This is a genomic window from Ralstonia sp. 22086 (assembly GCF_052045975.1).
GTDB classification, from domain to species: Bacteria; Pseudomonadota; Gammaproteobacteria; order Burkholderiales; family Burkholderiaceae; genus Ralstonia; species Ralstonia wenshanensis.
In genome coordinates this window covers 901063-924735 of sequence record NZ_JBQEPZ010000002.1, presented here as the reverse complement: position 1 = coordinate 924735, position 23673 = coordinate 901063, and the positions used below count along the sequence as shown (strand labels likewise).

At 64.2% G+C, this 23673-nt stretch carries 24 protein-coding genes, 1 pseudogene and 1 riboswitch; of the genes and pseudogenes, 19 read left to right on the top strand and 6 right to left on the bottom strand.

Annotation, left to right across the window (positions count from 1 at the left end; all coding sequences use genetic code 11):
- A pseudogene (locus tag ACTJK6_RS13135) lies at positions 1 to 254 on the top strand (hypothetical protein); the annotation flags it as partial.
- 185 nt (positions 255 to 439) lie between these two features.
- Complete coding sequence (locus ACTJK6_RS13130) at positions 440 to 1819, top strand: FAD-containing oxidoreductase (RefSeq protein ID WP_440839297.1); 1380 nt, start codon at positions 440 to 442, stop codon at positions 1817 to 1819.
- A 75-nt stretch (positions 1820 to 1894) separates the two neighbouring features.
- Here the strand turns inward: ACTJK6_RS13130 and ACTJK6_RS13125 are convergent, their stop codons facing one another.
- Both ACTJK6_RS13125 and ACTJK6_RS13120 read right to left on the bottom strand, forming a co-directional pair.
- Positions 1895 to 2977: a calcium:proton antiporter gene (locus ACTJK6_RS13125; protein ID WP_232040118.1), complete on the bottom strand. Its 1083-nt coding sequence runs from the start codon at positions 2975 to 2977 to the stop codon at positions 1895 to 1897.
- 124 nt (positions 2978 to 3101) lie between these two features.
- Complete coding sequence (locus ACTJK6_RS13120) at positions 3102 to 3956, bottom strand: spherulation-specific family 4 protein (protein WP_440839295.1); 855 nt, start codon at positions 3954 to 3956, stop codon at positions 3102 to 3104.
- 62 nt (positions 3957 to 4018) lie between these two features.
- Positions 4019 to 4099, bottom strand: a riboswitch (cyclic di-GMP riboswitch).
- Between the two features lie 314 nt (positions 4100 to 4413).
- Here ACTJK6_RS13120 and ACTJK6_RS13115 point away from each other — a divergent pair.
- Together ACTJK6_RS13115 and ACTJK6_RS13110 are read left to right on the top strand one after the other, a co-directional pair.
- Positions 4414 to 4869 (top strand): hypothetical protein, encoded by a 456-nt coding sequence (locus ACTJK6_RS13115; protein ID WP_232040114.1) that lies wholly within the window; start codon positions 4414 to 4416, stop codon positions 4867 to 4869.
- Between the two features lie 126 nt (positions 4870 to 4995).
- Positions 4996 to 5634, top strand: coding sequence for a LysE family translocator (locus tag ACTJK6_RS13110; RefSeq protein WP_440839292.1), 639 nt, complete (start codon positions 4996 to 4998; stop codon positions 5632 to 5634).
- An 18-nt stretch (positions 5635 to 5652) separates the two neighbouring features.
- Here ACTJK6_RS13110 and ACTJK6_RS13105 read toward each other — a convergent pair whose 3' ends face one another.
- Positions 5653 to 6546 (bottom strand): LysR family transcriptional regulator, encoded by an 894-nt coding sequence (locus tag ACTJK6_RS13105; protein WP_440839290.1) that lies wholly within the window; start codon positions 6544 to 6546, stop codon positions 5653 to 5655.
- Between the two features lie 86 nt (positions 6547 to 6632).
- On the opposite strand from ACTJK6_RS13105, the gene ACTJK6_RS13100 reads away from it, so the two are divergent.
- From ACTJK6_RS13100 to ACTJK6_RS13090, 3 genes are all read left to right on the top strand, one after another.
- The gene (locus tag ACTJK6_RS13100; RefSeq protein WP_440476001.1) at positions 6633 to 7409 is read left to right on the top strand and encodes an NAD(P)H-dependent oxidoreductase; all 777 of its coding nucleotides are present in this window, start codon (positions 6633 to 6635) and stop codon (positions 7407 to 7409) included.
- A 109-nt stretch (positions 7410 to 7518) separates the two neighbouring features.
- Positions 7519 to 8301, top strand: a complete 783-nt coding sequence (locus tag ACTJK6_RS13095; RefSeq protein WP_414561580.1) for a sulfite exporter TauE/SafE family protein — start codon at positions 7519 to 7521, stop codon at positions 8299 to 8301.
- 151 nt (positions 8302 to 8452) lie between these two features.
- Positions 8453 to 9262 (top strand): alpha/beta fold hydrolase, encoded by an 810-nt coding sequence (locus ACTJK6_RS13090; RefSeq protein WP_440839287.1) that lies wholly within the window; start codon positions 8453 to 8455, stop codon positions 9260 to 9262.
- Positions 9263 to 9403: 141 nt separating this feature from the next.
- Here the strand turns inward: ACTJK6_RS13090 and ACTJK6_RS13085 are convergent, their stop codons facing one another.
- Positions 9404 to 9907: an acyl-CoA thioesterase gene (locus ACTJK6_RS13085; protein WP_232040103.1), complete on the bottom strand. Its 504-nt coding sequence runs from the start codon at positions 9905 to 9907 to the stop codon at positions 9404 to 9406.
- A gap of 172 nt (positions 9908 to 10079) precedes the next feature.
- Between ACTJK6_RS13085 and ACTJK6_RS13080 the strand changes: the two genes are divergently transcribed.
- From ACTJK6_RS13080 to ACTJK6_RS13030, 11 genes are all read left to right on the top strand, one after another.
- Entirely contained in the window at positions 10080 to 10475 is a 396-nt protein-coding gene (locus ACTJK6_RS13080) for a hypothetical protein (RefSeq protein WP_440839286.1), read from the top strand.
- 96 nt (positions 10476 to 10571) lie between these two features.
- Complete coding sequence (locus ACTJK6_RS13075; protein ID WP_322017895.1) at positions 10572 to 10913, top strand: hypothetical protein; 342 nt, start codon at positions 10572 to 10574, stop codon at positions 10911 to 10913.
- An 8-nt stretch (positions 10914 to 10921) separates the two neighbouring features.
- Entirely contained in the window at positions 10922 to 12331 is a 1410-nt protein-coding gene (locus tag ACTJK6_RS13070) for a TolC family protein (RefSeq protein WP_440839284.1), read from the top strand.
- A gap of 2 nt (positions 12332 to 12333) precedes the next feature.
- A complete protein-coding gene (locus tag ACTJK6_RS13065; RefSeq protein ID WP_440818639.1) occupies positions 12334 to 13632 on the top strand; it encodes a multicopper oxidase domain-containing protein in 1299 nt (432 codons plus the stop codon).
- A 42-nt stretch (positions 13633 to 13674) separates the two neighbouring features.
- Positions 13675 to 14163 (top strand): cupredoxin domain-containing protein, encoded by a 489-nt coding sequence (locus ACTJK6_RS13060; protein ID WP_343620286.1) that lies wholly within the window; start codon positions 13675 to 13677, stop codon positions 14161 to 14163.
- Positions 14164 to 14200: 37 nt separating this feature from the next.
- A complete protein-coding gene (locus tag ACTJK6_RS13055; protein WP_045205425.1) occupies positions 14201 to 14521 on the top strand; it encodes a copper-binding protein in 321 nt (106 codons plus the stop codon).
- A 310-nt stretch (positions 14522 to 14831) separates the two neighbouring features.
- On the top strand, positions 14832 to 15920 hold the full coding sequence (locus ACTJK6_RS13050) for a glycosyltransferase family 90 protein (RefSeq protein WP_232040092.1): 1089 nt from the start codon (positions 14832 to 14834) through the stop codon (positions 15918 to 15920).
- A gap of 125 nt (positions 15921 to 16045) precedes the next feature.
- Entirely contained in the window at positions 16046 to 16837 is a 792-nt protein-coding gene (locus ACTJK6_RS13045) for a phytanoyl-CoA dioxygenase family protein (RefSeq protein WP_260801280.1), read from the top strand.
- A gap of 98 nt (positions 16838 to 16935) precedes the next feature.
- Positions 16936 to 17157, top strand: a complete 222-nt coding sequence (locus ACTJK6_RS13040) for a hypothetical protein (protein ID WP_232040090.1) — start codon at positions 16936 to 16938, stop codon at positions 17155 to 17157.
- Positions 17158 to 17378: 221 nt separating this feature from the next.
- Positions 17379 to 17819 carry a DUF2141 domain-containing protein gene (locus ACTJK6_RS13035; protein WP_232040088.1) on the top strand — a complete coding sequence of 147 codons (441 nt, stop codon included), beginning with the start codon at positions 17379 to 17381 and terminating at the stop codon, positions 17817 to 17819.
- 19 nt (positions 17820 to 17838) lie between these two features.
- Entirely contained in the window at positions 17839 to 19365 is a 1527-nt protein-coding gene (locus ACTJK6_RS13030; protein WP_440839281.1) for a carotenoid oxygenase family protein, read from the top strand.
- A gap of 13 nt (positions 19366 to 19378) precedes the next feature.
- Here ACTJK6_RS13030 and ACTJK6_RS13025 read toward each other — a convergent pair whose 3' ends face one another.
- Complete coding sequence (locus ACTJK6_RS13025; RefSeq protein ID WP_440839279.1) at positions 19379 to 20872, bottom strand: M20/M25/M40 family metallo-hydrolase; 1494 nt, start codon at positions 20870 to 20872, stop codon at positions 19379 to 19381.
- Between the two features lie 207 nt (positions 20873 to 21079).
- On the opposite strand from ACTJK6_RS13025, the gene ACTJK6_RS13020 reads away from it, so the two are divergent.
- Positions 21080 to 21997, top strand: coding sequence for a LysR family transcriptional regulator (locus tag ACTJK6_RS13020; RefSeq protein WP_232040083.1), 918 nt, complete (start codon positions 21080 to 21082; stop codon positions 21995 to 21997).
- Positions 21998 to 22003: 6 nt separating this feature from the next.
- Here the strand turns inward: ACTJK6_RS13020 and ACTJK6_RS13015 are convergent, their stop codons facing one another.
- The gene (locus tag ACTJK6_RS13015) at positions 22004 to 23485 is read right to left on the bottom strand and encodes an AMP nucleosidase (protein ID WP_092975103.1); all 1482 of its coding nucleotides are present in this window, start codon (positions 23483 to 23485) and stop codon (positions 22004 to 22006) included.
- Positions 23486 to 23673: the final 188 nt, after the last annotated feature.

The window sequence follows — 23673 nt, the reverse complement described above, 5'->3', positions numbered from 1 at the left end:
GCGGCGCGGGCGGCGCTTTGACGGCCAACGGCCGCGAGCGCAAGGGCGCCATCGTGGGCGGCGCAGTGGGCGGCGGCGTGGGTGCGGCTGCAGGCAATGCCATGGGGGGCCGCACGGGCGGCATCGTTGGAGCGGGCCTGGGTGGCGGCGCCGGTGCGGCACTGGGCGGCAACGTGCAGCGCAATTCGTATTCCGACCGCGACGACCGCGGCCGCGGCTACCGTCGCCACGGCAAGCACCATCACCACCATTGATCTGATGCGCCGGGGCGCTCGCCACTGAGCGCACCGGCCGCTTTCTTGCTTTCCTTCCGGCGACCGCGCTGTCCGCGTGCGTTGCCAGGCGCCGGCAAAACCTGTCGCCGCGACTCGCCGTTGCCACGTGCGCCGCCTACCATACCGAGACGGCCGCGATCGGCAACCACACGGAGGAGAGCGCCATGACGCAACGCTTCGACGCCATCATCATCGGCACCGGCCAGGCGGGCCCGCCGCTGGCTGCGCGCCTGTCTGGCGCCGGCATGAAGGTCGCCATCGTCGAGCGCGGCCGCTTTGGCGGCACGTGCGTCAACACGGGCTGCATCCCCACGAAAGCCATGGTGGCCAGCGCCTATGCGGCGCGCATGGCGCAGCGTGCGGCTGAATACGGCGTGGTGATCAACGGCGTTGTCACCGTCGACATGCAACGCGTCAAGGCCCGCAAGGATGAAATTTCCGGCCGCTCCAGCCATGGCGTGGAGCAATGGGTGCGCGGCCTGGAGCATTGCACCGTCTTCCAGGGCCATGCCCGCTTCGAAAGCGCGCGCACGGTGCGCGTTGGCGACGAGCTGCTCGAAGCCGAGCGCATCTTCATCAACGTCGGCGGCCGGGCGTTGGTGCCGCCCATGCCCGGGCTCGATCAAGTGCCGTTTCTCACCAACTCCACCATGATGGACGTGGATTTTTTGCCCGAGCACCTTGTTGTGATTGGGGGAAGTTACGTCGGGCTGGAGTTCGGCCAGATGTTTCGCCGCTTCGGATCGCGCGTGACGATTGTCGAGAAGGGCCCGCGCCTGATCGCCCGCGAAGACGAAGACGTATCGCAGGCGGTGCGCGAGATTCTCGAGGCCGAGGGCATCGACGTGCAGGTCAACGCCGATTGCCTGCGCGTGCGTCGCGATGGTGCCAACGTGGTGGTTGGCCTGGACTGCAGCGGCGGTGCGCGCGAGGTATCGGGCTCGCATCTGCTGATGGCGGTCGGGCGTGTGCCCAATACCGATGATCTGGGGCTCGACAAGGCCGGCGTGGAGATCGACAAGCGCGGCAATATCCGCGTTGACGAGCAGTTGCGAAGCAACGTGCCCGGCATCTGGGCCATGGGCGATTGCAACGGACGGGGCGCGTTCACGCACACGGCTTACAACGACTACGAAATCGTGGCGGCCAATCTGCTCGACGACGACCCGCGCACGGTGTCGGACCGCATCCAGGCGTACGCCATGTACATCGACCCGCCGCTTGCGCGCGTCGGCATGTCGCTCACGGAGGCGAAGCAATCCGGCCGCAAGTTGCTGGTCGGCAACCGGCCGATGACGCGCGTCGGCCGCGCGGTGGAGAAGGGCGAGAGCCAGGGGTTCATGCGCGTGGTGGTCGATGCGCAGACGCACGAAATCCTGGGCGCGTCGATCCTCGGTGTGGGCGGCGACGAGGCCGTGCATTCGATCCTCGACGTGATGTATGCCAAGGCGCCTTACTCGACCATCAGCCGCGCCATGCACATTCACCCGACGGTGTCGGAGCTGATTCCCACGTTGCTGCAAAGCATGGAGCCGGTGCAATAACGCCGGGCATGGCGCCAGAAAAACGAAGGGCGCCCTGCGGCGCCCCCAATATCAACCCGCTGCCGTGCGTGCCGCTCAGGGCACGATCGAAAGAAACAGGTACGCCGCAAAGATCGCCAGGTGCACGACCCCTTGCAGGATGGTCGTGCGGCCCTTGCCGAGCGTGAGCGTGGACACGATCAGCGTCAGGAACAGCAGGACCATTTCCTTCGGGCCCAGGCCCAGCTCAAGCGGGCGGCCGATCCAGATGAACACGGCCGCCACCGTCGGGATGGTCAGGCCGATGCTCGCCAGTGCCGAGCCCAGCGCGAGGTTCAGGCTCGTCTGGATGCGGTCTGCATTGGCGGCGCGCAGGGCGGCCAGGCATTCCGGCAACAGCACCAGCGCGGCGATGACGATGCCGACCGTCGCGGGCGGCGCGCCGGCATTCAGGATGGCGGCCTCCACCGAAGGCGACAGCACCTTCGCCAGCCCGACGACGGCCACCAGCGACACCATCAGCAAGACCCCGCTGAGCGCAGCCACGCGCGCGGGCGGCGGCGGCGCATGCACGTCTTCGTTGGCACTGTCGACGAGGAAGTAGTCGCGGTGGCGGATGGTTTGCACGATGACGAAGCAGCCGTACAGCACCAGCGATGTCACGCCGGCAAAGGCCAGTTGCGATGACGTCATGACAGGCCCTGGCGTGGAGCTGGTGTAGTTGGGCAGCACCATGGTCAGCGTGACCAGCGCTGCCAGCACGGCCAGCGCGGCGGTGGCGCCTGGCGCCTGAAACGCCTGCTCGCGGTGACGCAGGCCCCCCACGAAGAGGCAAGCGCCCACGATTCCGTTGCAGATGAGCATGACCGCCGCAAACACGGTGTCGCGGGCCAATCCCGCTTTCTCTGGACCGGAAGAGAGCATCACCGAGACGATCAGCGCGACTTCGATCACGGTCACGGCAATCGCCAGGACGAGCGTGCCGAAAGGCTCGCCAACCTTGTGTGCGACGACTTCTGCATGGTGGACGGCGGCAAAGACGGCGCCGGCCAGCGCAAGTGCCATCAGCGCGATCAGCCAGCCTGGGGGCGTCATGAACGCGCCACCAACCAACACCGCCCACGCTAGCAGCGGAGCAGCGATTGTCCACGGGGGCAGCTTGTTGGAAGACAGGGCCACGGAGTTCTCCTTGTTGTTGCCTCAACGCCGGCGGGCGGCGAAGGGTAGGGATGCGGTGTGGCCCGAATATAAAGCATGTGCGGAGCATCAGCCCGCACATGCGGCGTACGTCACCCCAATGCCGTTACGGGGCAACCGCGACGGCAGAGACCTCCTGGCTCCAATAAGTCGGCAGCGCGCCGTACGGATTCGGCAGCGTCTTGTTGGTGATGAACACGGCGGCAGCGCGCTTGCTCGATGCGTTGCGAACGAAGGTTTGCATCTGCGTGGCCGACGCGGCGTAGACGATGTGCGCAAACCGCGAAGTCGGGTAGTTGGCCTGCCACGCCAGCGGGGCATAGTTGGCGTAGTGCTTGGCGTTGTCTTCAAATACGACGAGCTGGTCCGCCACCGGCAGGCTGGCATAGATCTCCGGCACATTGGTGCCCGGGTTGCCCGTGACCGTGTAGTTGGGCGACAGCCCCTTGATGTAGTTGTAGACCGACTGGTAGAACTGGATGTGCGCGGTTGTGCTGTCGGCGGTCATCTCGTCGATGAAGAAGCCGTCGACCTGATACAGCGCCTGGTAGGTATCGATGTCTTGCACCACCGCCGACAACGACCGATTTGTGTACGAGCTGGACACATACCCGATCACCTTGCCGCCAGCGGCATGCACCTTGGCGACGGCGGCAACGTAGTTGGGGTCCTGCGTCGTGCCTGGGCCGCTGTTCGGGTTCAGGATGACCGTGGTCGGTACCGACGTCGCGGTTGTCGCCAACGTATTCCATTGCGTTGCGCCGGTGCCTGACGGATAGATGTAGGACGGCACCAGCAGCCCTTCAGCGCTGGCATGCGGTGCGCCCATCAGCGCGCCCGACACCAGTGCGAATGCCGCACATGCAGCGCGCGCGAACCTGCGCTTTGCGTTGCCCAGTTGCGATGCCACGGCCAGCGTGGCGGATGCGGGCGAACGCCCCCCCGTTTGAATCGTTTTCATTATGTGCCCCCGACCGCGCAGTTCGTTGCGTGTGTCATCAGGCCCGCCCCGTTTGCGGGTTGGCGGGCAACTGGCTGACTTCATTTAGAGAAGTCCCTATAGCTTTGCGTCGCCGGATCACTCCGGTTTTGCCCAGACCTCTGGGTGTGAACCCATTGGGGAAAGACTCTACCGGGGCCGCGCCAGCCCGGCAAACTGAGATTGCGCAAACGGCGCGGCTGCCGCGTGAAGCGTTGTCTGGACCCCACGTTGCGCGCTGCCATGGCAATCAACCATGGGCGCCAATGAAGCATGGACGGCCTGGTCGCCATTCCTCCCCTGCCGCGTTTCCCCTGACTCGCGCCAGAACCTCTGGTGCATTCCGCAGCCGCAGAGCCCGCCCGTATCGTCAGTCCACGCAGCGCCAATGGTTGCCGCCGCGTTTTTTGTCCACGTATCTGACTGAGGAGAACCTGCAATGAACATCCGCTCGAATGTGCCTGTCATCCGCATCGTGCTGTTGGCGGTGGTGTCCCTGATTGCGTCATTGGCGGCCACGGCCGCGTTGGCCGCGCCGCCCGCGACCGTCGCAACATGCGACGGCATCAAGGATGCGTACCCGATTCTCGGCACGCAGTGTGCCAACCACTACGCCAAGATCAACCATGCGCCGGCCACTGCGGCCGAACGGCGCGAGACGTACTTTGCGCGGATCGCGGTTTTGGAGATTTTCCACAAGGCGCTCCTGTGCAACGGCATGTACGGCGCATCGAAATCGGCGCAGCAGCGCTTTTCAAGCGGCGAGGCTGGCCATCTCCAGGCGCTGGCGAACCTGAATGTGGCAATGACGGTTGCTGGCGACCCGAACGTGCCGCCGGTTTACACCGCCGCCGACTTGAATGACGTGTCGATCAACAAGCAGCAGTGCAAGTAGGGGCAGGGCGGGTGGCGGCAGAGGTGCCGCCGCTGCCTTGCCACCCAGGCCGACGCTGGCCCCGTCGGCGTGGCAGAATCGCGGTCTGCATCCGTGAACGTCTGCGCCCACAAAAGGAGACTCCCGATGACTGCATCTGCCGCCGTATTTGCCATTCTCGTTGCGCTGTTGCTGGGCGCCATGATTCCCGGGCCGAGTTTTGTTCTGGTGGCGCGCAATGCCATTGGGTTGTCGCGCCGCGACGGTCTGGCCACCGCACTTGGCATGGGCGCGGGCGCCCTGTTCTTCGGTGGCCTGGCCCTGGCGGGGCTGTATACGTTGCTGCAAGCCGTCGAGTGGCTCTACATCGGCCTCAAGATTGCTGGTGGCGCATATCTGACCTACATGGCGTGGAAGATCTGGCGCGGCGCCAAGCTGCCCATGGTGATGAACGATCGCCTGACACAGCAGACCGGCAGCGCACGCAAGTCGTTCTGGACCGGCATCACCACGCAGATGAGCAATCCCAAGACGGCCATCTGGTACGGCAGTATCTTTGCCGCGCTGCTGCCGCAACATCCGCCGGTGTGGTGCTACTTCGTGCTGCCGCCGCTGGTGTTCCTGGTCGAGTTCGGGTGGTACACCATCGTCGCGCTGTGCTTCTCTAGCCGGGTGCCGCGTGAGATGTACCTGCGTGCCAAGACCTGGGTCGATCGCGTGGCCGCCGTGGCGATCGGTGCGCTCGGGCTGCGCCTGATCTTTACCGCGCCCAAGGTCGGGCTGTGATGCCTGTGGGGCGGTTTTTCAGACCGCGCCTGCAATGACGTCCCGCAACCACCGATGCCCGGGGTCTCGGTGCACGCGCTCATGCCACAGCATCGACATCTCATAGCCTGGCACCTCCACTGGCGGTTCAACCACCTGTAGCGCGCTGGCCCCGCGCACCAGCCGCTCGGGCAGCATGGCGACCATGTCAGTGCTGGCGACCGCCGTCATCACAAAGAGGAAGTGCGGCACTGACAGCACGACGCGTCGCGTGGCACCGGCGGCCTTCAGAGCTTCGTCTGTCACGCCGAAGAAGCCACCGCCATCGGGCGATACGATCACATGATCCAGCGTGCAGAACTGCGCCAGCGTCGGCTTGCGTTTCAGTCGCGGGTGTCCAGCGCGGCCGATCAGCACATAGCGCTCAGTGAATAGCGCGCGGCGGCGCAGGCCGGGTGGTGCGCCGTCGGTGGTGTGGAACGCGAGATCGATCTCTCCTTGCTCGGCTTGCTTTTCGATACGCGTGGGCACCAGCTCCAGCATGGCGAGCCGCGTGCCCGGCGCGCTTGTGCGCAGGGTGTTCAGCGCCGGCAATGCGATGGTGGATTCGCCGTAATCCGTGGCGGCCACGCGCCAGGTGTTGCCGGCTTGGGCCGGGTCGAACGGGCTGGCGGGCGCGACGGCCTGCTCCAGCGCTTCGAGCGCCATCCGCAGCGGTTCTCGCAAGCTTTCAGCGCGGGCGGTTGGGCGCATGCCGCGCGGGCCCGGCAGCAGCAGCGGATCACCAAAGATGTCGCGCAACTTGGCCAGATGCACGCTCACGGAAGGTTGCGAGAAGTTCAGTCGCTGCGCCGCACGCGTGACGTTGTGCTCGGTCAGCAGCACATCGAGCGTCACCAGCAGGTTCAGGTCTAATCGCCTGAGATTATTCATGGCTATGCCTGGAATATTGATAATTCATTTCCAATATACCTGGGCACGCCGCATTCTGGAGCCATTCCTAATTTGGAGGTGCCACCATGAATGTCCTGATCGTCTACGCCCATCCCGAGCCCAAATCGCTCAACGGCGCCCTCAAGGACTTTGCCGTTCGGCGCCTTGAGGCGGCCGGCCACACCGTGCAGGTATCGGACTTGTACGCCATGCAGTGGAAGGCCGCGCTCGATGCGAGCGACAGTACCGTCGCGCCGGTCGGTCCGCATTTCCACCCGTCGTTGGATTCCAGGCACGCATTCGAGAACGGCCTGCAAGCCGCCGACATTGCTGCCGAACAAGCCAAGCTGCAATGGGCCGACGCCGCGATCTTGCAGTTTCCACTGTGGTGGTTTTCGATGCCGGCCATCCTCAAGGGCTGGGTCGAGCGTGTCTATGCGTATGGCTTCGCCTATGGCGTTGGCGAGCACTCCGACACCCACTGGGGTGACCGCTACGGCGAAGGTACGCTCGCAGGAAAACGCGCCATGCTCATCGTCACGACGGGCGGGTGGGAGTCGCACTACAGCCCGCGCGGCATCAACGGCCCGATCGACGACATCTTGTTCCCGATCCAGCACGGCATCCTGTACTACCCCGGTTTTGACGTCGTGCCGCCATTCGTGAGCTACCGCACCGGTCGCATGGATGAGGCACGCTTTGCGCAGACCACCCAGGCACTGGGCGAGCGGCTCGACACCTTGTTCACCGCAGCGCCGATCCCGTTCCGCCAGCAGAATGCCGGTGAATATGAGATCCCGGCGCTCACGCTGCGGGCCGAGATCGCACCCGAAAAAACAGGCTTTGCCGCGCACCTTGCCTAGGCCCGGCCGGGGCGGCGAGCGCTACAATTCCAGCCTCACTTCCGGCGGCGCGCTGTAGCAAATACAGCGCGCCGCCGCGTTTGTTTTTCCTCCCTCCCTTCTTGTCGGCATGGCGTCTCACGCGGTTTTCACGGGTCTGGTCAATTTGCTGCTCGGCATGGGCCTTGGCGTGGCAGGCGGTTTGCTCGGCATTGGCGGCGGGCTGATCGCCATTCCTGTGCTCGGCTATCTATACGGAATGGACCAGCACCTGGCGCAGGGCACGGCGCTGGTGATGATTGCGCCCAATGTGCTGATCGGCTTCTGGCGGTATCACCAGCGGCATCCGGTGCATCTGCGCTCCGTTGCGATGATCTGCGTGTTCTCGATGGCGGCGACCTACGTTGCTGCGCGCTTTGCTGCCGGGCTGGACGCCCATCTGCTTCATACGGCGTTTGCCGTGTTCCTGATCGTGCTGGCGGTGTACTTTGCCTCGCAGCTCAAAGAGAAGCCGAATGCCGCTGATGCGGCGCACGCTGCCCCACATGCCATGCCGGCCGCCGCTCTGCCGTTGATGGGCGTCGCCAGCGGAGCGATGTCGGGCATCTTCACGGTAGGCGGCGGGCTGGTGGTGGTGCCGGCGCTGGTGACGTTCTTCGGTATGCCGCAGACACGCGCCCAGGGCATGGCGCTCGCGCTAGTGGTGCCCGGCTCGCTCATCGCACTCGCAACGTATGCACATGCCGGCCATGTGGATTGGGGAACGGGTATTCCGCTGGCGGCCGGTGGTGTGGTGAGTGTTTCGTGGGGTGTGGGTCTGGCCTATCGGTTTTCGGCGCGGCATTTGCGGCTGGCGTTCTGCGCCGTGCTGCTGGGTACGGCGCTGATGATGTTGGTGGTCAAGCCAGCCTGATCGACGTGATTTTTTCAGAACGGAGGAGGGCATCGTGTCGGAACAAGAATTCCCCCATGTGTTTCTGTTGGGCGGCGCCAAGTTGGCCTACCGTGATGCCGAACGCCAGCCCCTCACGCCGCTTGGCTCTGCTAACTGATACCTGATCGACATGGACGCCTTCGACGACGATCTGACATGCTTTGCCGCCCACGGTACTGGACCGCTGCCGGCCGCCGTTGCGCAAGGCCATGTCGAGCACGACGGCGCCCGCATCTGGTATGCGACCTTCGGCGTCGGCAGGCCTGTGATCCTGCTGCATGGCGGGCTCGGCCATAGCGGCAATTGGGGGTATCAGGTTCCGGCACTCATGACTGCGGGCTACCGGCCCATCGTCATTGATAGCCGTGGGCACGGCAGAAGCACACGCGACGCACAGCCTTACGCCTACACGCGCATGGCTTCTGATGTGCGGTCCGTCATGGATGTGCTGCGCATCGACCGTGCGCCGTTCGTCGGCTGGAGCGACGGTGCTTGTGTTGCGCTCACCCTGGCCATGCAGACGCCGGAACGCGCGGCGGGTGTGTTCTTCTTTGGCTGCAACATGGACCCAAGCGGTGCCAAGCCCTTTGAGCCCACGCCCGTCATCGATCGCTGTCTTTCGCGCCACCGAAAGGATTACACCGCGCTGTCATCCACACCCCACGACTTTGATGCATTCGTCGCGGTTGTCACCGAAATGATGCAGACGCAGCCGAATGCCACAGCCGAAGAGCTTGCCGCCACCCGTGTGCCTGTGACCATCGTGCAGAGCGAGCACGACGAATTCATCCGGCCCGAGCACGCGCAGTATCTCGCGCGGACCATTCCTGACGCGCAGTTTGTGTTGCTGCGGGGCGTGAGCCATTTCGCGCCATTGCAGCGACCGGCATCGTTCAACGACGCCATGCTGGCGTTTCTGCACAGGCTTCCTCCGCCCTAGGTAGCGTGGAGGCCGAGTGCGTTTGCGCAACACTGGCGCCACGCGTTATCCACAGAAACAGTGGGTAAGCCTGTGGATAACGATGCCCGACCGCGATACCACGCGCTCTGCAGTGCTTTGCTGACTGCGTAGGCAGACAGCTCAGTTTGCTGGAGCTGCCGTGCTGTAGGTCGCCTTGATCGCCTTGTGCCGAGCTTCCATTTCCTGACGTAGCGCGCGGCGCTGTTGCGCGGCTTCGAAGCGTTCCTTTTCTTCGGTGTTGGCAGGTGCCAGCGGCGGCACGTCGGCCGGTTTGCCTTCGTCGTCCACGGCCACCATCGTGAAATAGCAGCTGTTGGTATGGCGTACGACCTGGTTGCGGATGTTCTCGGTCACGACCTTGATACCGATTTCCATCGACGTGCGGCCGGTGTAGTTGACCGACGCGAGGAACGTCACCAGTTCACCCACGTGAATCGGCTGGCGGAACACCACCTGGTCCACCGACAGCGTCACGACATAGCGGCCGGCGTAGCGGCTCGCGCACGCATACGCGACCTGATCGAGCAGCTTGAGGATATGGCCGCCGTGCACGTTGCCGGAAAAATTGGCCATGTCGGGCGTCATCAGCACGGTCATGCTGAGCTGGTGGGATTGCGTATTCATGGGGGCGTTGAAGCTGGAACAATGGGAAAGCCGTGCGCGCAGAAATGGGTACGCAGCAGGCCGACATTGTGCCGCGCTCGACTCATCTTGTGCTGCATTGCGTGAAATTTGATGGCATCGCGCTACACTAGCGGCTTCACTGGCAAACGATTTTCAGCCCGTCCTGTTTTCCATGCACCGATTGCTGACCCGCCTCCTGCTCTGGTTGGTTGTCCTGGCACTGCCCCTGCAAGGGTTTGCCGCGACGGCCATGATGGCGCACGGCGGTGCAATGGACGATTCAATGGTTGCCATGGCAATGCCGGATGACGGCGCCGTCATGTCCGACGCGTGCCATGAGCATGAAGACGCCATGGCTGCCGACAGCGAGCCCAAAGCGCCGGCGCAGTCGCACTGCAAGACTTGTCCGATCTGCGCGGCCTGTTCGCTCGGTTCGGTCGTTCCCCTGGCCGCCAGCCTTGGCGTGCCGCTGATCAAGCTGCCGGCCGCTGCGCCGCGTGGCCTTGCTGTTTCCTTCCGCAGCTTCATTCCCGAAGCGCTGCAACGTCCACCCTCGATTCGCATCTGACGCCACCAGTCCGTCCATAGAACGGGCTGGCCTCCGGTTTGACGGCTCCGTGCACCGCATGCGGCCGTACGTCATCACGCTTGATCGAGGTTTCTCATGCTTTTCTCACGATGGTTCGTGGCCGCCGCGCTACTGGCGCTGGCGCCGCCATGGGTGTTGGCGCAAGGCGCTGCGTCTGCGCCGGCGGCCTCTGCGCCTGACCCGTTGAATGCGGACGCGGCTGTGCCGGCTGTGGCCGCGCCACGTACGTTCGACAGCTACCACGCGTATCGCGATACCGGCCCCGCACCCTGGCGCGAGACCAACGCGGCCGTGAGCCCCAAGCCGGGCGCCACTGAGCAGGGTGGCCACGCGGGGCACGCCATGCCTGCGAGCGCGCCCGCCGTCTCCCCCAACAAGCCTGCCGGCGATTCCATGCCCGGCATGCACCACCACTAGGAGGCGCCGTGCTCACACCATCCACACGCCGGCTCGCAGTGTGCGCGCTGGCCGCTACGCTGCTGCTGGGCGGCTGCGCCACCATCACGCAAGACAGCGGCTTCAAGACCGTTGCCGACGTGGCGCGCGATCGGCTCGGCAAGGACGCGACGTGGCAGCGCTCACCGGAAGCACGCGACAGCGCCGCGCAGCGCACGCGCGAGCTGCTCGCCCAGCCGTTGACGATGGACAGCGCCGTGCAGATCGCGCTGCTGAACAATCGTGGCCTGCAGGCTTCATATGCGGAGCTGGGCTTGTCTGAAGCCGCGCTCGTGCAGGCCAGCCGCTTGCCGAATCCCGGCTTCAGTTTCAAACGCACACGCAGCGGTGATGACCTGTCGATCGAGCGCACGTTCTCGCTCTCGTTCCTGAACCTGCTGACGCTGCCGATGGCCACTCGCATCGAAAGCCGATACTTCGAGCAGACCAAGCTGCTGGTCGCCAACCAGATGCTGCAGGTGGCAGCCGATACGCGCCGCGCATACGTGAATGCCGTGGCGGCGGAGCAATCGGCGCGCTATGCGCAGCAGGTCCAGCAGGCCGCCGAAGCCGGTGCCGAGTTCGCCAAGCGCCTGGCTTCGGCCGGCAACTTCAGCAAGCTGGATCGTGCTCGCGAACAGGCCTTCTATGCGGAGGCCACTGCCACCCTGGCGCGCATGCGTCAGCAGGCGCAGGCGGATCGGGAGGCGTTGACCCGCATGCTTGGTGTGTGGGGCGCAGATACCGGTTTCAAGTTGCCGGAGCGGCTGCCCGACCTGCCGAAGGATCGCCCCGAGCTGCAGCAGATTGAAGCCTACGCGCTACGCAACCGGCTCGATATCCAGGCGGGCAAGTTGCAGGTCGAGGGCTTGGCATCGTCGCTGGGGCTTACACAGGCAACGCGCTTCATCAACGTGCTCGACCTCGGCTACGTGCGCAACAGCAAATCGAACGAGCCACGCGAAACGGGCTACGAAATCGGCATCGAGATCCCGCTGTTCGACTGGGGCGGCGCCCGCGTAGCGCGTGCGCAGTCGATCTACATGCAGGCTGCCGATCAGCTTGCCGACACGGCGGTGCGGGCGCGTTCCGAAGTGCGCGAATCGTACATGCGCTATCAGACCGCATATGACCTCAGCCGCCACTACCGCGACGAGGTGGTGCCGCTGCGCAAGACCATCTCCGACGAGATGCTGCTGCGCTACAACGGCATGCTCGTGAGCGTGTTCGAGTTGCTGGCCGATGCGCGCGAGCAGGTGAATGCGGTCAATGGCTACATCGACGCGCTGCGCGGCTACTGGATTGCGCAGACCGATCTGCAGATGGCGCTGGGCGGCAAGTTGCCGCCGGTCGAAGCGAATGCTGCAGCCCCTGCGCCGAACCCTCCTCAAGGACATTGAACATGGTTTCCCGACGTCAATTTCTCGGCGGCACGGGCGCGGCCATGCTGGGCGCGGCGATGGTCTCGCGTGCCGGCGCCGCCTCGCTGCCCGAAGCACCGCTGCAAACGAAGCCGGCCACACAGCCGCCGCTCGTGCCACCCAACGGCCGGCCCTACAACCCCGTCGTGACGCTCAACGGCTGGACGCTGCCGTGGCGCATGCGTGGTGGCTGGAAGGAATTCCACCTCGTGGCCGAACCGGTCGAGCGCGAATTCGCGCCAGGCATGACGGGACACCTCTGGGGCTACAACGGCCAGAGCCCGGGCCCGACAATCGAATGCGTGGAAGGCGATCGAGTGCGCATCTTCGTCACCAACAAGCTGCCCGAGCACACCACGGTGCACTGGCACGGCATGATCCTGCCGGCCGGCATGGACGGTGTGGGCGGCCTGTCGCAGCCCCACATTCCGCCCGGCAAAACGTTCGTCTACGAGTTCGAGATGAAGAAGTCCGGCACCTTCATGTATCACCCGCACTCCGACGAGATGGTGCAGATGGCGATGGGCATGATGGGCTTCATCGTCGTGCATCCGAAAGATCCGGCGCAGCACCGTGTGGACCGCGACTTTGTCTTCCTGCTCGCCGCATACGACATTGACCCCGGTTCCTACACGCCGCGCGTGGCACAGATGACCGACTTCAACATGTGGACGTGGAACAGCCGCGTATTCCCAGGCATCGACCCGTTGCCCGTGCGCCTTGGCGATCGAGTGCGCATCCGCATGGGCAACCTCACGATGACGAACCACCCGATGCACTTGCATGGCCACACCTTCGAAGTGGCCGGCACCGACGGCGGCTGGGTCCAGCCCAGCGCGCGCTGGCCGGAGGTGACGACGGACATAGCTGTGGGCCAGATGCGCGCCATCGAGTTTATCGCGGACAACCCGGGCGACTGGGCTTTCCACTGCCACAAGTCCCACCACACGATGAACGCCATGGGGCACAACGTGCCGACCATGATCGGCGTGCAGCAGAAAGATCTTGCCAAGAAGATGAACGCGCTGGTGCCCGACTACATGGGCATGGGCCAGGCCGGCATGGCCGACATGGGCGAGATGGAAATGCCGCTGCCCGACAACACGCTGCCGATGATGACGGGGCAGGGCCCATTCGGTGCCATTGAAATGGGCGGCATGTTCACGGTGATGAAGGTGCGTCGCGATCTGCCGCGCAACAGCTACGCAGACCCCGGCTGGTACAAGCACCCCAAGGGCACTGTCGCCTATGAGTACACCGGCACCGGCATCGACGACTGATCGATGCCCGAATCCACATCCCATACGAAATCGAGACCGAATATGCAACGCAATCTGATCCGTTCCACCTTCCTGGCCGCGCTGATGTCGATGGCCGCCATCGCCCACGCATCCGGCAACCACGCCGGCGGGCATGACCATGGCGATGCCGCCATCGGCGAACCCGGCGACGCCGCCCGCATCACACGCACCGTGCGCGTCGACATGGCCGACACCATGCGCTTTACGCCCGCGCAGATCACCGTGCAGCGCGGCGAGACGATCCGCTTCGAGGTCGTCAACAGCGGCCACGTGCGGCACGAGATGACGCTGGGCACACCAGCCGACCTCCTCGCCCACGCGGAGCAGATGCGCAAGCACCCCGAGATGGAGCACGCCGACGGCAATGCCGTGACCGTTGACCCAGGCCAGCATAGCGAGATCGTCTGGCACTTCACGCGCACCGGCTCGGTGGAATTTGCCTGTCTGCAGCCCGGACATTTCGAAGCCGGCATGCGCGGCGCCGTGCAGGTGCGCGGCAACAGATCCTGATTTCTCCCCAACCCCGTCTTTGAACAAGGAGTCCAACATGTTTCGCTACGCCCTGATGCTGACCGTGCTGCTGGCCGGTGCACCGTTTGTCCACGCGGCTGAGGATGCCGCTTCCGCCCCTGCGGCTACCGCTGCCGCCCCGATGTCAGAAGGTGAGATCAAGAAGATCGATACCGCTGCCGGCAAACTGACCATCAAGCACGGCCCGCTTGAGAACCTCGGTATGGAACCCATGACGATGGTGTTCCGAGTCCAGGATCCGGCCATGCTCACCAAAGTGCACGTTGGCAGCAAAGTGCGCTTTGTCGCCGAGAAGGTGAACGGCGCATTGACCGTGACGGCGTTGGACGTGCAGTAACGCGAGGGCCGGGGGCTGCTGGCTGCCCGTGCCGTCAATGCAGTGGACGAGGCTGACATGGTTCGTCGGCCTCGGACGACGGCAAAGTGTTACGTCATGACAACAGCCAAGCTGCGGCAAACGGGACGACCACCGAAGCGGCGGGCGCGACGCCAAGAAACGCAATGAGCGGCAAGATACTTACGGTAAAGTGAGGGCCGCCGCGAATGCGAGAGGCAGACGGGGTCGATGCGCTGTCCTGAAGTGATCGGAGATGGCGCGATCGGCCGCGTCGTGTGTCAGCGGCGAGCAGAAGTGGATCGTATGCCACTTGAATCTGCGTGTAGGGGGCTGGACATTTCGCTCGACAGGCGACACCCCGGGTTTAAATTTCCGCGGCATCTTTTGGTTCATGCGTCAATTCAAATACCGCTTGAGCAGAGTCTCTGCAAAAAAATTCTGGTATTACTTTTCAAATGCCTCGAGCCATTTTCTGGCGGGCGCCACAAAGAATGGAAGAGCCGAGGCTCTTCTGAAAAGAAAAGGCGCCCACAGTGGCATGCAGGACGTCATCGATCGACTGAGTTATTACAACTCGGTGTCGGAGTCATTTGACCCGAGCCGCAATGCCGTCGAGTATTCACGGTTCTTTCTGAAGTCTTCAACCAGCACCATCGTGAACAAGGGGCGTGAAATAGGCAGCACCTATTTCTATGATCTCGTTGATCTGATGGACTATTTTGGCCCCGGCTACAGCTTCGACTACGACTGCGGCGACGTCACTGCCGAGCCGGCCCATCCGGCATTCGTGAAAAGCCGTCCCATCAAGAGCAGCTCACATAATGGGATTTTGTTGAAGCTGGACGCCATCCGGCATTTTTCGCTGGCACGCGACAAGATCGATTTCCACGACAAGAAGCCCATGGCGGTTTTTCGGGGGCCGTGCCATCAGGAACATCGGAAAGCGTTTGTCGATCGCTGTCACGACTTGGCAAACGTTGACATTGGCGATACTCGAAAATCGGAAATTGGGAAGGCGACTTACAAGTCACCGATGACGATTGCCGAGCAATTGCAATATAAATTCATCGTGAGCGTCGAGGGGAACGACGTTGCCACCAACCTCAAATGGATCATGTCCTCCAACTCGCTTTGCTTCATGCGGCGGCCTCGATATGAGACATGGTTCATGGAGGGCAGGTTGATTCCGGATGTGCATTATGTCTTGCTGAAGGACGATTATTCGGATCTCCAGGAGAAAATGGAGCATTACCGGAAGCACCCTGGCGATGCACTGGCGATCGTGCGCAACGCCAATCGTTGGGTAGCGCAATTCATGAACCGAGACCAGGAACGGCTGCTCGGCTTGATGGTGATCGCAAAATACTTTCGGTTGTCAGGCCAACAGGCGTTTTGGTAAAGCCCGACCAGGACGACGCGCACTGCGTTTGATCCTGGGCAGGTCAGCCGGGGAGCGGGTCTGCAATGCACACGGCGGCGCGTTACACTCGTTGTCTTTCGCCGTCTCCGTACGCTCTTTCCACCATGTCCGCGTCTGCCCCCATTGCCACCCACGCACACCCGCTTTCCGACGAGCAGCAAGCTTTCTTCAAGGAGCATGGCTACGTTGTGTTGCGAGGCTTCGTGAGCCAGCAGGTAAGTGCCGCGTTGCTTGCAGCCGCACAGGACGGGCTGGCCAGGGCTGTGGCGCCGGTGGAGCTGGAAACCGACGTCGGCTATGCCGGGGCACCGCTCTCGCGCGAAGCCGAGGGCGGCCAGACGGTGCGCCGCCTGCTCGACGCCGATTCACGCGGCACACCTTATACGGAATGGGCGCGCGACCCACGCGTGGCCGGCGCGATTGCGCAACTGATTGGCAGCCCTGTGCATCTCTCTCTCGCGCACCACAACTGCGTGATGACCAAGCACCCCGCGTTTGGCACCGCCACGCATTGGCACCGCGACAGCCGCTACTGGTCGTTCGCTCGCAACGAGCTGGTGTCGTCGTGGCTGGCCCTGGTGGAGGAGACCGTAGACAACGGCTGCCTGTGGGTGATCCCCGGCAGCCACACGCTTGACCTGCCCGCCGACCGGTTCGACGCCAAGCTGTTCCTGCGCCAGGAGCTGCCAGAAAACCGCGCATTGATCGACACCGCGCGCCCTGTGCCGCTGCTGCCCGGCGACGTGCTGCTCTTCCATTGCAACACCTTCCACGCAGCCCGCGCCAACCAGACCGGCGCCGTCAAGTTCTCGGCGGTCTTTACGTACTACGGCCCCGGTAATCATCCGCTGCCGGGCACGCGCTCCTCTGCGCGGCCCGATCCGCTGGTCGGTTGAGGTGCGCCCTCCCCCATTTGTAGGTGAGCGGCGGACAGATTTGTGTCACGGGCCTTTGTTAAGGTGAATTCCCAACGATCACGAACGGGGGAACCACAATGGCGATTCAGGAAGTGACGCACGGCTCGCATGTCATCTTCGTTGACCCGCTGCAACGCGACGATCATCGGTGGACGGCCCGTTTCCAGATTTGCCGTGCCGGCCATATCGTGTGTGACTGGGAAGACGTTGAGATGCCGGAAGGCTTTATCTCCGCCCAGCTTGCCCTGAGCGCGAGTGTGTTGCTGGCCGACCACCGCTTGTCGAGCTTGCCGCATTAGCGCCAACATCACAAAGCGCCCGCCGATCCGCGGGCGTTTTAGTGAAGCCTCCTGGCGTGGTCTCCTCAAGCTCCTGTGATTCGCTCATCGCCCGCAAGCGACCGTTTGCGCCCCGGCGCTCGCACTTCGTCGCATTGCCGCTGACTGCTGCGAAATGTCTGCCTACATTGCCTCCTGACCGCTGGCCTGCCAACGCATCGCCGGCCACTCAGGAGACGTTCATGACTGCCATGTTTTCTCTGCCGCGCCTTGCGCTGGCCCTGACGCTGACAGCACTTGCCGCAAGTGCCTCCGCCGCCACACTGACTGTGGTGGTGGAGGGCGCGCAAGGGCGCCAGGGGGCGGTGCGTGCCGCGATGTTCCGCGACGCCGCTGGTTGGCTCAAGCCCGATGCGGCCATTCGTGCTGACATTGCAGCGGTCGATAGCGTGTCCGGCGCAAGCGTCACCTTCGTGTATCCGGATTTGCCGGCGGGGCGCTACGCGTTGTCGGTCTTCCATGACGCCAACAACGATGCCAAGCTCGGCACCAACCCGGCCGGCATTCCCATCGAGCCATACGGTTTTAGCCGCGATGCACGCGGCCGCTTCGGACCACCCGCATTTGACGATGCTGCCATCGACGTGCAGGGCGACCAGCGCGTGACGATTCACTTGCACTGATGCTGAGCGAGGTCCCGTCATGCAACGCCGATCCTTCATTGCGGCCTTGGGCGCCGCACCGTTTGGTTTGACCCTGACCGATGTAATGGCCGCCACCCCGGACGCTTGGGCTGCCGGGTTTGCAGCGGCGTGCGCGCAGTATCCGTGGCTGGCGGGATACCAGGGCGTCAGCGCCGACATGCCGACTCGCGCGCTGAAGGTGGAAGGCAGGTTCCCGCCCGCGTTGCACGGCGCGTTCTATCGAAACGGCCCGGCGCGGCATGAGATCGGCGGCGTGCGCTACCACCACCTGTTTGATGGCGACGGCATGATCCAGCGTTACGACATCAGCGAGCAGGGCGTGACGCACCGCGGCGTGTTCGTGCGCACGGACAAGTTCATCGCCGACACCGCCGCCGGCCGGCCGTTGCGCGCGACATTCGGCACCGCCAACCCCGACATGGAGCCGGTCGCTTCGCCCGACAGCATCAATGTGGCCAACACCAGCCTGGTGATGCACGGCGACGAGATGCTTGCGCTGTGGGAAGGCGGCTCGGCCACGCGCGTCGATCCGGATTCACTGCGCACGCTGGGCGTGCAGACCTGGCGCGACGACTACAAGGGCATGCCGTTTTCCGCCCACCCCAAGGTCGAACCCGACGGCACGCTGTGGAACTTTGGTGTGAGCAGCGCTGCCGGTCTGCTGACCGTCTACTGTGTGGGCCCGGACGGTGCGCTCAAGCGTGTGGAAACGCTCAAGGTGCCGGACGTGGCAATGGTGCACGACTTTGCCGTGACGCGGCGTCACTTGGTGTTTCTGCTGCCGCCGTTCGTGTACGAAGTGGAACGCTCGCGCGCGGGCATGTCGTTTCTGGATTCCCATGTCTGGCGGCCGGAGCTGGGCATGCGTGTGCTCGTGCTCGACAAGGACGACGTCACGCGCATGCGTTGGCTGCAGTTGCCGGCGGGCTTTGTCTTCCATCTGGGCAACGCGTGGTCGTCGCCGGATGGGCAGGAGGTCCATCTCGATTACATCCGCTCGGACGATGCCACGGTCGTCACCACGTCGCTGCGTGAACTGATGCGCGGTCAGATCCGCCCGTCGCCGGGCGCACGCTTCACGCAAGTGCAGTTGAACCTGCGCACCGGCCGTGCCAAGCAGTTCAGCACCGGGCATGTGGCCGAATTCCCGAAGATCGACCCACGCCGCACCGCGCGGCGTCATCACGCGTTGTTCATGGTGGCCCACACGGCGCCTTCGTCCAGCGGCACTCCGCAGTCGCTCAACGGGTTCGATACCGTCATGCGCGTGGATACGGATTCCGGGCAGGTGGAGCAGTACCGCTTTGGGCACCGCACGCTGGTGGAGGAACACATGTTCGTGCCGGCCTCGGCGAGCGCTCGTGAAGGCGAGGGCTGGCTGATCGGCACGGTGTTCGATGTGGATGCCGGTTGCACGAGGCTGACGGCCTTCGATGCACAACAGGTCGCCGCGGGCCCTGTGGCCATGGCAAGCCTGAACGGTGTGGCGCCGCTCGGCCTGCATGGGCTGTTTCGCCCGGCCTAGGCGCAGATCCCCGTCACAGCGGGTGCGTCAGCAGGCCGTAGATGGTGCGCACGCCGCTCACGTAGTTGCCCATCCGGAGGTTCTCGTTGGCAGCGTGCTGGTTGTTATCGGCATTGACCAGAGGAATGATCGCGAAGGGCACCTGCAACACGCCCACGATTTCTGCGGTGGGCACGGTCCCGCCCATCATGCGGATGCGAACCGGCGCCGGATTGGCGCCGAAGGTTTCGGTCAGGGATTTGTAGGCCCATGTGCCCACGGCCGAGTCGATCGGTGAGCCGGCAGCGTCTGCACCTTCGCTTTGATAGGTGAAGGTGGCCAGTTTGTCGTAACGGCTGCGCTCTTCATCCGTCGGGGCGTTCTTGACGAGGTGGTAGCCCTGGCGCTCGATGTGTTGCTCGATCAGCTTGCCGAGGTAGGCTGCGCTGGAGTCTGGCGTGGTTCGCAGGTCGAGTTCGGCGACTGCCTTGTCTGGCACGATGTTCGCCACCTTGTCGCCCACGGCCGCAGAGGCCATGCCGCGCACGTTCAATGACGGGTACTGCATCGCCTCCTGATAATTGGCGCCGACCTTGTCGGCATGCGCAATGCCCAGGCGTTTGTTGAGCGCTGCCTGGTCGTCGGGCACGGCCGCCATGATCTTGCGGTCGGCCTCGCTGATCTTCACGTGGTCGTAGTAGCCCGGCACCGTCACCCGGCCCTCGTCGTTCTTCATCGATGCCAGCAGGTTGGCCAACTGCTGGGCCGGGTTGCGGGCGTAGTTTCCGTAGTGCCCGCTGTGCAATGGCACCTTGCCACCATAGACGGTGAGGCGGGCTTCGGCCGCCCCGCGGTTGCCAAAGACGAGGGTTGGCAGGTTGCTCGCGTGCATGGGGCCATCGTGGATGACGATGGCGTCGCAGCGCAGCAGGTCGCGGTTTGCCTGCATCACCTTGCTGATCGACGGCGAGCCTTTCTCTTCTTCGCTGTCGAGAATGATCTTGATGTTGACGGCAGGCTGGGCGCCGCTCGCCTTCAGTGCGTCGATGGCGGCCAGCATCATCATGATCGGGCCCTTGTCGTCGGCGGACGAACGGCCGAATACCCGCCATTCCGGATCGAGTGGGCCGCTGAACAGCTGCGCCGAGTCGATCTCTTCCCAGTTGCCTTGTGCGGTCTTGTGCTTGAGCACGGGTGTCCACGGGCTTTTCTGTGCCCACTGTGCGGGAATCACCGGCTGGCCGTCGAGGTGCATGTAGAACAGCACGGTTTTGCGGGCAGCATCCGGGTTTGGCATTCCGGCGTAGAGCATCGGCTTGCCGTTGTTTGCCAACTGCTTTGTCGTGAAGCCACGCTTACGGAATGCCTGCTCCAGCCAGTCGACATTCTTGCGGACATCTTCCGGCGCGATGGCGTCATTGGGCAGGGAGAGCAGTTGAAAGTATTCGCGGTACGTTGCCTGCGCATGGCGTTCGGCGTCTGCCGCAGAGAGTTCGGTGGCGCCGGCCAAGCCAGCGGCACCCAGCATGAGGGCCGCCACCAACGCCCGAAGGCGATGGGATGCGCGGGGCGAGGCAGTTTGACGGGCTGCGGGCTGAAGGGGCATCTGGACACTCCGCTGATCGAACAGTTCCGGATGAGTCTGCGTATGCCACACCTTTTTGACCATTAGAATTTTCTTGGGATATCTTTGCGTTTTATGCAAAGCAAAAGGGCTCCGGCGCCTACGTCGCTCATGTCATCCCATCGCCTGCAGGAGACGTCCCTCCGCTATTTTCTGGAGGTTGTGCGCAGCGGTTCGTTGACGGAGGCGGCTGCGCGCCTGCACGTCAGCGCATCGGCCATCAGCCGGCAAGTTGCGATGCTTGAAGAGCTGCTGGGCGTGCCGCTGTTCGAGCGTCAGCCGCGCGGCATGCGGCCCAGCGCCGCCGGCGAACTGCTTGCCGCGCATGCCCTGCGCGGGGCGCTGGAGGCGGAGCGCGTGGTCTCGGATATTCAGGGCCTGCAAGGGCTGCAGCGCGGCCGCGTGCGCATTGCGTGCTCCGATGGCTTTGCGATCGAGTTTGTGCCACGCGCCATCGTGGCGTTTCGGGAGCGGCATCCGGGCATTCAGTTCGACCTGCGCGCCGAAGAGCCCATGCGCGTGACCGAGGCCGTCTTGCGTGGCGATGTGGACATCGGCCTGACGTACAGCCGCGCCGCCGTGCAGGGCATTCGCGTGGCGTATCAACAGCGCGGCTCGGTGTTCGCCATCATGCGGCCCGACCACCCGCTGGCGAAGTTCAACAGCGTGACGCTCGCGCAGATGCACCCATTTCCGATTGCGCTTTCCGGGCCGGACAACACGGTGCGCCAATTGTTCGACATGGGTTGCAGTCAACGCGGGCTCGTGTTCGAGCCGGTGCTGGTCAGCAACCGCTTCGATGGGCTCTTGAGTTTCGTGCTGCAAGGCGGCGGCCTGGGCATTGCCGGGGAGATCACCGTGCGCGAGCGCGTGCAGCGCGGTGAGCTGCATGCCGCGGAGATCCGCGAGCGCGGCATGCGTGGGCGGACGGTGGAACTGCAGACCCTGGCGGGCCGCACCTTGCCCGAAGTGGTGCGGGTGTTTCTGGACTTCCTGCGCGAGGCGCTGCCGGAGCAGCCCCCGCGCTAACCCGCGCTACCGGAACGCGGGTTCGTCAAAGCTGCGCAGCTTGCGCGAGTGCAGCGCTTCAACGCCGCTTTCGCGCAACAGGCGCACGGCTTCCATGCCGATGTCCAAGTGCTGGCTGACTCGCTGGCGATAGAACAGGTTGGCCATGCCGCGCAGCTTCAGCTCGCCATGCAGCGGTTTGTCCGACACGCACAGCAACGTGCCGTAGGGCACGCGCAGGCGGAAGCCGTTAGCGGCAATGGTCGCGCTTTCCATGTCGATGGCAATGGCGCGCGACTGGTTGAAGCGGCTGTACAGCGCCTGGTACTTCAGCTCCCAGTTGCGGTCGTCGGTGGAAACCACCGTGCCCGTACGCATGCGCGACTTCATGTCGGCGCCCGAGAGCCCCGTGATGCGCGCCACAGCCTCCTGCAGCGCCACCTGGATCTCGGCGATGGGCGGCACGGGTACCCATGGCGGCAGGTCTTGGTCGAGCACGTGGTCATCGCGCACATAGGCGTGGGCGAGCACGTAATCGCCCAACTGCTGTGAACGGCGCAGGCCGCCGCAGTGGCCGATCATCATCCAGCAGTGCGGCCGCAGCACAGCCAGATGATCGGTGATGGTCTTGGCGTTGGACGGTCCCACGCCGATGTTCACCAGCGTCACGCCCAGGCGGTCTTCGCGCACCAAGTGATAGGCGGGCATTTGCGGCAGGCCCTTGATGCGGTGGGAGTCGTCCGGTGCGGGCGTGCCGAGTTCGTGTTCGGTGTCGCCGGGCTCGACAAAGCGGATGTAGCCTTCGTCGTTGCCGTCTTCCATGAGCTTGCGCCCGAGGGCAGCGAACTCATCGACGTAGCGTTGGTAGTTGGTGAACAGGACGAAGCGCTGGAAGTGCTTCGGATGCGTGGCTGTGTAGTGGTACAGGCGCTGCAGGGCGAGGTCGACCCGCTCGGCCGTGAACATCGACAGCGGCTGCGGTTCGTCGCCGATCGGGCGGTATGTGCCGTTGGCGATGGAGTCGTCGATCTGCGCGAGGTCGGGCAGCGTAAACGCACCGCCGAGCGCGCGCGCCTGTTCCGGCGTGATGTCCACGGTGGACGCTTCCACCACGAACGGCAGCGGGATCGGCCGGTTGCTCACGCCCACCACGACGGGGCTGTTGTGATAGTGCAGCAGCCGTTCGATCTGCACGCGGTAGTAATCACGGAAGAGATCCGGCCGCGTGAGCGTCGTGCCGTACACGCCCGGATACGCCACCGTGCCCCACGCCGGCCGCGCGTCGCTCACCAGCGTTTTCGGGTCAACGGTGATGCCGAGGTAGGGGTAGCAGGCGGACAGGTCTTCGCTGCAATCTTCGCCACGCGCAAACGCGTGGAAACGATCGCGGATCGCTTGCGCAGAGCGCTCGTAAATGGCGGTGATGCGCTCGACGGCGGTGTTGGCGTCAGTGCAGATCGCCAGGTCGTGCGCAGGATAGAGATGGGCTGTGGCGCGGGTATCGGTCATGTGTTCGATGATACCGACGTTTTGTGAAGCCAAGATAGCGGTGTCGCTCAAGTCACGGCATCCGAAACGGGACGTTCGCCCGTGCGCAAAAGCGTTGCCCGGTCGGCCTGTGGCAGGGGGCGTCCGGAGGGGCGGGCGCCACCCATTTGGGCGGTGCTCCATCCCCCGCTGCATAGCGGGACAGCGCA